At 43.2% G+C, this 7,896-nt stretch carries 7 protein-coding genes; all 7 read left to right on the top strand.

The window, feature by feature from the left end; translation table 11 throughout:
* Positions 1 to 501: 501 nt before the first annotated feature.
* The 7 genes from ribBA to glmS are packed head-to-tail and all read left to right on the top strand — an operon-like array spanning position 502 to position 7,233.
* Positions 502 to 1,617, top strand: a complete 1,116-nt coding sequence (gene ribBA, locus FTT83_RS04445; RefSeq protein ID WP_180176252.1) for a bifunctional 3,4-dihydroxy-2-butanone-4-phosphate synthase/GTP cyclohydrolase II — start codon at positions 502 to 504, stop codon at positions 1,615 to 1,617.
* Positions 1,618 to 1,635: 18 nt separating this feature from the next.
* A complete protein-coding gene (gene ribE / locus FTT83_RS04440; RefSeq protein WP_086196720.1) occupies positions 1,636 to 2,106 on the top strand; it encodes a 6,7-dimethyl-8-ribityllumazine synthase in 471 nt (156 codons plus the stop codon).
* Between the two features lie 4 nt (positions 2,107 to 2,110).
* Entirely contained in the window at positions 2,111 to 2,560 is a 450-nt protein-coding gene (gene nusB, locus FTT83_RS04435) for a transcription antitermination factor NusB (RefSeq protein WP_086196721.1), read from the top strand.
* 18 nt (positions 2,561 to 2,578) lie between these two features.
* Complete coding sequence (thiL, locus tag FTT83_RS04430; protein ID WP_180176253.1) at positions 2,579 to 3,496, top strand: thiamine-phosphate kinase; 918 nt, start codon at positions 2,579 to 2,581, stop codon at positions 3,494 to 3,496.
* Positions 3,474 to 3,995, top strand: coding sequence for a phosphatidylglycerophosphatase A (locus tag FTT83_RS04425; protein WP_086196723.1), 522 nt, complete (start codon positions 3,474 to 3,476; stop codon positions 3,993 to 3,995). Before thiL ends, FTT83_RS04425 begins: the two co-directional genes overlap by 23 nt.
* A 21-nt stretch (positions 3,996 to 4,016) precedes the next feature.
* Positions 4,017 to 5,381 carry a bifunctional UDP-N-acetylglucosamine diphosphorylase/glucosamine-1-phosphate N-acetyltransferase GlmU gene (gene glmU, locus FTT83_RS04420; protein ID WP_086196724.1) on the top strand — a complete coding sequence of 455 codons (1,365 nt, stop codon included), beginning with the start codon at positions 4,017 to 4,019 and terminating at the stop codon, positions 5,379 to 5,381.
* 13 nt (positions 5,382 to 5,394) lie between these two features.
* Entirely contained in the window at positions 5,395 to 7,233 is a 1,839-nt protein-coding gene (glmS, locus tag FTT83_RS04415; protein WP_180042645.1) for a glutamine--fructose-6-phosphate transaminase (isomerizing), read from the top strand.
* The last annotated feature ends 663 nt before the right edge of the window (positions 7,234 to 7,896 follow it).

The raw sequence follows: 7,896 nt of genomic DNA, 5'->3' as shown, positions 1-7,896 counted from the left end.
ATCAATAACACAGAAGATTTCTGTAAAATCAAACATGGTGGTTAGAGTCTTTGGTTTGTGTAGTAACTTTCTAAATGGCTCTAACCATCTTTTTTTCAAGCGGTTTTCTTATCCGTAATTCGGGTTATTTAGTGTATTTTATGTCGGTGACTCTTGCCAAGGTTGGGGTTCGGGAGTTCGAGTCTCCTTTCCCGCTCCAGATTCAAAAAAGCCCTCATCGAAAGATGGGGGCTTTTTTATTCTATTCGCATACAAAACCCTATAAATCAGCAGCATTTTGCATAAGCTTGTCATTATTTATGTATTTCAACTGCTTAAAGATTCAGCATAATCACGGCTTTTTAAAATAAAGGCCTCTTTTCAAGCGTTCAGGCTCTGTGTATAACAATGAACCAGGAATGGAAATCAATAAGCATAGGCAAACATCGTAAAAAAACGGTAGACTATGCAACAATCAATGCAAGCAAAATGTCATTTGAGACAAAAAGAAGGTGAAGGTTGATGCCGCTCAATACCGTTGAAGAGCTCGTAGCAGATATCCGTGCAGGAAAAATGGTCATCCTGATGGATGATGAAGACCGTGAAAATGAAGGTGATCTCGTCATTGCTGCGACTCACATACGTCCTGAAGACATCAACTTCATGATCACACATGCACGTGGTTTGGTTTGTCTCACCTTGAGCCGCGACCGTTGTCAACAGCTCAATCTTCCCCTCATGGTAGATGCCAACGGCGCCCAGCATGGGACTAACTTTACGCTTTCAATTGAAGCCGCCAACGGTATTACCACAGGTATTTCAGCAGCTGAACGTGCTCATACCATTCAGACTGCTGTGGCCGCGCATGCCAAACCTGCGGACATTGTACAACCGGGTCATATTTTCCCGTTGATGGCACAGCCAGGTGGCGTATTGCACCGTGCCGGGCATACTGAAGCAGGCTGTGACTTGGCCCGTCTTGCAGGACTTGAACCTGCATCAGTGATTTGTGAAATTATTAAAGAAGACGGCACCATGGCGCGCCGTCCAGATCTTGAAATTTTTGCCGAAAAGCATGGTTTGAAAATCGGGACTATTGCGGATTTAATCCATTACCGCATGACCAATGAACAAACGGTTGAACGTCTGGATCAACAAACTTTAAATACGGAATACGGAACTTTCGAACTGTTCCGTTACCGTGAAATTGGTAACCCGGACATTCATTTAGCCTTGGTTAAAGGGGAACCGAAAGAAGGGGTCACTACCGTTCGCGTTCATGGCTTTAACCCGGTACGTGACCTGCTGAAAATCAACAAGCAAGATGGCGAACCGGCCTGGAATCTCGACAAGGCGCTGAAAGAAATTGCCTCTAGCGAGCGTGGCGTTTTGGTGTGGATTGGCCAACATCATCTACCGGACCTTGGCCCTGCGCTGGAAAGTTTAAATACACCCAAACCAGCCAAATCCAATGCTGCACTGTCTCAGCAGTACCAAACGATTGGTGTCGGTGCCCAGATCTTACGTGATTTAGGGGTTGAGAAAATGAAATTGCTCAGCTCTCCATTACGTTTTAATGCGTTATCAGGTTTTAACTTAGAAGTGGTGGAATACATCACTGCACATCAAACAACTTAAGAAATCATCGAGGTTGCTATGGCAGTTCGCCGTATTGAAGGTATGTTACATCTCGCGAGCGAAGGCCGTTACGCGATTTTAGTGGGTCGTTTTAATAGTTTTGTTGTCGAACATCTATTAGAAGGCGCAATTGATACATTGAAACGTCATGGTGTATCAGAGGATAATATCACTGTTGTTCATGCACCTGGCGCTTGGGAACTTCCGGTAGTGGCTAAGAAACTGGCTGCTGCTGATCGTTTTGATGCCATTATTGCCCTGGGCGCAGTGATTCGTGGTAGCACGCCGCACTTCGACTTTGTTGCTGGCGAATGTGCCAAAGGTTTAGGCGTGGTTGGCCTGGACACTGGCTTACCGATCATTAATGGTGTATTGACTACGGATAGTATTGAACAGGCGATTGAACGCTCGGGTACAAAAGCAGGTAATAAAGGCAGTGAAGCTGCTCTTACTGCGATTGAAATGGTTAACTTGTTAAAGGCTATTTAACGCTATGTCGCAAACACTTCAAGCAACTTATGCAGCAAAACGCAAAGCACGTCGTTTTACTGTACAAGGAATTTATGAATGGCAGATGAGCCACAATCCGGTACATGAAATTGAAGCACGTACACGTGTGGAAAATGCCATGCACAAAGTGGATCTCGGCTATTATCATGAATTGTTGACTCAAGTGGTTGCCAATCATGAAGCATTGGATGCGCTCCTAATCCCTGTGCTGGATCGTGAAATTAGTGCGCTTGACGGCGTTGAACTCGCGACTCTTCGTCTGGGTGCGTATGAATTGAAAGAACATCTTGAAATTCCATATCGTGTCGTTTTAGATGAAGCAATCGAGCTGGCTAAACATTTTGGCGGTGCAGACAGCCATAAATACATCAACGGTGTATTGGATCGTTTAGCGACAACCTTACGTGCAGCAGAAAAGCAACAAGCCAACTAAATAAAGTAGATTTGTTGTATGGCTGAGTTCTCGATCATTGATACTTATTTTAATCGGAAGACTTCCGCGTCGGTCGATTTAGGTGTCGGTGACGACTCAGCCTTGCTCACCCCTCCTCCACAGCAACAACTGGTCATCTGTGCCGACACCCTCGTTGCTGGACGACATTTCCCCTTAAATACAAATCCCCATGCCATCGGCTGGAAATCTGTTGCGGTCAATTTATCTGACATTGCCGCCATGGGTGCCAAACCGCACAGCATTTTACTGGCATTGAGCCTACCCCAAATTGATCATGACTGGCTCAAAGGCTTTAGTCAGGGTTTATATGATTGCTGCGATCAATTTGGGGTGAGTTTAATTGGCGGTGATACCACGCAAAGTCCTCATCTCACCATTTCGGTCACTGCACTTGGCTGGATAGACACCGGCAAAGCCATCACACGCTCAGGCGCACAAGTCGGTGATTATGTCTGTGTCTCTGGCACAGTCGGTGATGCTGCATTTGCTTTGCACAATTTAGGACATCCGCTACAAAAACGTCTGGATTATCCAACGCCACGTTGCCAGCTTGGACAACAACTCAAAGGCCTGGCATCCAGTATGATTGATGTGTCTGATGGTTTAGCGCAAGATTTAGGCCATATTTTAAAAGCCTCAAAAGTGGGTGCAATACTGGAATTAAGCCAGTTACCGATCAGTCCAGATTTACAAAATTTAACTCAAGAACAGCAATGGCAATATGCCCTCGCGGGTGGCGATGACTACGAGTTATGCTTTACAATAAGCCCGCAAAATTATGAAAAGCTTTTGCAACAACAATTAGATGTCAACATTAGCAAAATTGGACAAATTGACCAAAAAACTGAGTTAACTTTTGTGCAGAATGGCGTAGACCATTCGCTGCATTTTCATGGATATCAACACTTTGCATAAACCTGCGATTCATTTTAAAGACATGTCCTGGTACAACCGCTTTATCGTTTTTTGCGGTGTCGGATTTGGTTCCGGGTTGTTACCCAAAGCGCCGGGCACTTTTGGTTCGGCCTTTGCATTGCTGTTTATTCCTGCCTGGCTTGCAATTGGCTTTACAGCCTCCATTATTGCCATGATTTTAATGTCACTTATTGGCATTTATATTTGTGGGCAAACCGCTAAAGTAATGGGCGTACATGACGATGGCCGTATTGTTTGGGATGAATTCGCAGGACAATCGATTACGTTTCTGCCCCTGATTTACTTCGCACAAATGAGCTGGCTTTGGGTGTTCGTCGGATTTGTCCTGTTCCGCTTATTTGATGTCTGGAAACCCTGGCCTATTCGTGTCATCGACCGTCAAGTCGGAGGCGGTTTTGGCATTATGTTTGACGATATTATTGCCGGCATTTGGGCCGCAATCTGTATTCTCGTGTACCTCAACATTTCAATGGCTTAAGCCAAGTTTTTAAGGTGTATTATGTCAACTTCTGTGATTATTCTTGCTGCAGGTAAAGGAACTCGAATGCGTTCGAGCTTACCCAAAGTATTGCAGCCGCTCGCAGGACGCCCTCTACTCGGTCATGTCATTGAAACGGCTAAAAAATTAAATGCCAAAAATATTATTACCATTTTTGGACACGGCGGTAATCTAGTTCAACAAGCCTTTGCACAGGAAAATGTACAGTGGGTTGAACAGGCAGAGCAACTCGGTACCGGTCATGCGGTAAAAGTGACTTTACCGGTGCTGCCTACTGATGGCGTATCCCTGATTCTTTCCGGTGATGTCCCTTGCATTAGCCAAGAAACCTTAGAAAAACTATTGGCTGTTTCACGTGAAACAGGAATTGGCCTGGTGACCTTAACCTTGGCTGATGCGACCGGTTATGGCCGTATCGTGCGTGAAAACAATAAAATTCAGGCCATTGTCGAGCATAAAGATGCCAGCGATGCACAGCGTCAAATTAAGGAAATTAATACCGGTATTTACTGTGTCAGCAATGCCAAACTGCATCAATGGTTACCAAAATTAAGCAACAACAATGCCCAAGGCGAATATTACCTGACGGATATCGTGGCCATGGCGATTGCCGATGGTCTTGAAGTGGCTTCTGTAGAACCAGAACGTGCCTTTGAAGTTGAAGGCGTGAATGACCGGGTCCAGCTTGCAGCTTTAGAACGTGAATTCCAGCTCTATCAGGCCAAACTTCTGATGCAGCAAGGTGTGCATATCATTGATCCAAACCGTTTCGACTTACGTGGCAATCTTACAGTCGGTCAAGACGTACGTATCGACATCAACGTGATTATCGAAGGCGATTGTGAACTTGGCAATAATGTAGAAATTGGTGCGGGTTGTGTCATTAAGAATACCAAGATTGCAGCAGGCACCAAGGTACAACCCTACAGTATCTTTGACAATGCCGTGGTCGGTGAAGATACGCAAATTGGTCCATTTGCCCGTTTACGTCCAGGTGCCAAACTGGCCAATGAAGTCCATATCGGCAACTTTGTTGAAGTTAAAAATTCAAGTATTGGACTCGGTTCTAAAGCCAATCACTTTACTTATTTAGGTGATGCCGAAGTTGGCGCAGGTTCAAATATTGGTGCCGGCACCATTACCTGCAATTATGATGGCGCGAATAAATTTAAAACCATTATTGGTGATTCAGCTTTTATCGGCTCGAACAGTTCACTGGTTGCTCCGGTCAGTATCGGCAATGGAGCAACTGTGGGTGCTGGCTCAGTCATCACACGCGATGTCGCAGAAAATAGTTTGGCCTTTGAACGCTCAAAACAAGTGGCTAAAGAAAACTATCAACGCCCCCAAAAACTGAAAAAATAAGAGGATTATAAATATGTGCGGAATTGTCGGTGGCGTTGCAGAACGTAATATTAGCAATATTTTAATTGAAGGCCTGAAGCGCCTTGAATACCGTGGCTACGATTCAGCTGGGGTTGCACTGATCAATGGCGGTCATGTCCTGCGCGAACGCCGTGTGGGTAAAGTGATCAACCTAGAACAGGCAGTGAATGAGTCGAATATCGAAGGTTCACTGGGGATTGCCCATACCCGCTGGGCAACCCATGGCAAACCGACTGAAAATAATGCTCACCCGCATGTTTCTGGTACGGTGGCTGTGGTGCATAACGGCATTATTGAAAACTATCAAGAACTGAAAGACGATCTTGAAGCTCTAGGCTATGTGTTTACTTCACAAACAGATACTGAAGTTGTTGCGCATCTGGTGAATGATGCATTGAAATCAACTTCCAGTCTTCTAGAAGCGGTTCAACAGGTTGTTCCTCAGCTCAAAGGGGCTTATGCACTGGGTATCGTGCATACTGATCATCCGAATGAGCTGATTACCGTTCGTGAGGGTTCACCTTTGGTTATTGGTGTCGGCATTGGCGAGAACTTTATCAGTTCGGATCAATTGGCCCTGCTTCCAATTACCAACCGTTTTATTTACCTAGAAGAAGGTGATATTGCACGTTTAACACGCAACAGTATTGAAGTGTTCGTGGATGGGAAATTGGTGAATCGTCCAGTAAAAGAACTGGATGCAACAGTCAGCAATGCGTCTAAAGGTGAATATAAGCACTACATGCTCAAAGAAATTTATGAGCAACCTGAAGCGATTCAGCAGACCATTTCCCAAGCCTTGAATGGCAACGATTTACGCGAAGATTTCTTAAATAAGGCCGTTGCTGATTTTGAAAAGATTCAACAGGTGCAAATTATTGCCTGTGGAACCAGTTACCATGCCGGCATGATTGCAAAATACTGGTTTGAGCAACTGATTGACCTACCTTGCCAAGTCGAAATTGCCAGCGAATTCCGTTACCGCACCCCTGTGATTGTCAATAACACACTTTATGTATGTATTTCTCAATCCGGTGAAACCGCCGATACTTTGGCTGCTCTGCGTGATACCCAAAAACGCGCTGCTGCAAAAAGTTTAAACATTACCACTATGACCATTTGTAATGTGGCTACATCTTCAATGGTACGTGAAACCAATCATAGCCTGTTAACCTTGGCTGGACCTGAAATTGGCGTTGCGTCAACCAAAGCATTTACCACCCAGCTTGCCGCACTCATGCTGCTGGTACTTAAGATTGGTCAAGTCAAGCAAACTATCTCGGCTGAACAAATTACCGCCATTACCACTGATTTATGGCATACCCCTAAGGTTATCTTAGATACCCTACAACAAAATAAAGACATTCTGCGTTTATCTGAACTGTTTGTGGAAAAACAGCACTGCCTGTTTTTAGGCCGTGGTACCGAGTTCCCAATTGCCCTTGAAGGTGCATTGAAACTGAAAGAAATTTCATATATTCATGCCGAAGGCTATGCAGCAGGTGAACTGAAACACGGTCCATTGGCACTGGTGGACAATGACATGCCGGTAGTGATTCTTGCTCCGCAAGACGACATGCTCGACAAGCTCAAATCCAATATGGAAGAAGTTCAGGCCCGTGGTGGTGAACTGTTTGTGTTTGCCGATGAGAACAGCGGCATTAAAGGCAAAGAGCGTCAGCATGTGGTTCATGTGCCAAGTATCAGTCCACTCCTTGCGCCAATTGTTTATAGTATTCCTGTACAGCTGCTGTCATACCATGTGGCTGTCTTGCGTGGAACGGATGTCGATCAGCCACGTAACCTAGCAAAATCGGTTACGGTGGAATAATAAATTCTGATATAAGGCTGGTGTGTTCGTATAATTAAGTTTGTATCAAATAATTAAGTTTAGATTTAATTATTTTAGTTTGTATATTTATAAAGTAAGCAAACAGCAAATCGAACCCTTTAGGTATGGTAGTTCTCTGCCAAATCTAAAGGGTTTTTTAATATAATGCAATCTAAATTAAAACCCATGCTACAAAAACAAAGTTTTTATTAAAAATGCAATATATTCAATAGCATATATCTGCATAAAACTCTTATTTAACATTCAACAAGTATCAATTTTTTAAATTTCTCTTGAAAATATCATTCTTATTTAAGCTGATCTTTGCCTTTCTGAGCAAAAAATCGTGTCTCAAAAAATGATGGAAATCTACAAACAAACTTAATTTTGCTCATAATTTAATATACAAAATTTAAATACAAACTTAATTTTAAAATTTAAAAATAATGCATTCAAAATATCAATAACTTAGGATATAAAATCAAACAAACTTAATTAAATTACCATAGGAAGGAACTATGCTCACTAAGACGTGTTGTGGATGATTTAGCCTATCAATAATGTTTCCAAAGTCTATTAATTGAGTATTGAAATACTCAATTAAAACTTAAGTTATTAAATTATATGAATAATATAGTTAAAATTATAAAATTTTGTTTATAT

It is taken from the genome of Acinetobacter sp. YH01018 (assembly GCF_013420295.1).
GTDB lineage: Bacteria > Pseudomonadota > Gammaproteobacteria > Pseudomonadales > Moraxellaceae > Acinetobacter.
This window is presented reverse-complemented; position numbering and strand designations above follow the sequence as displayed.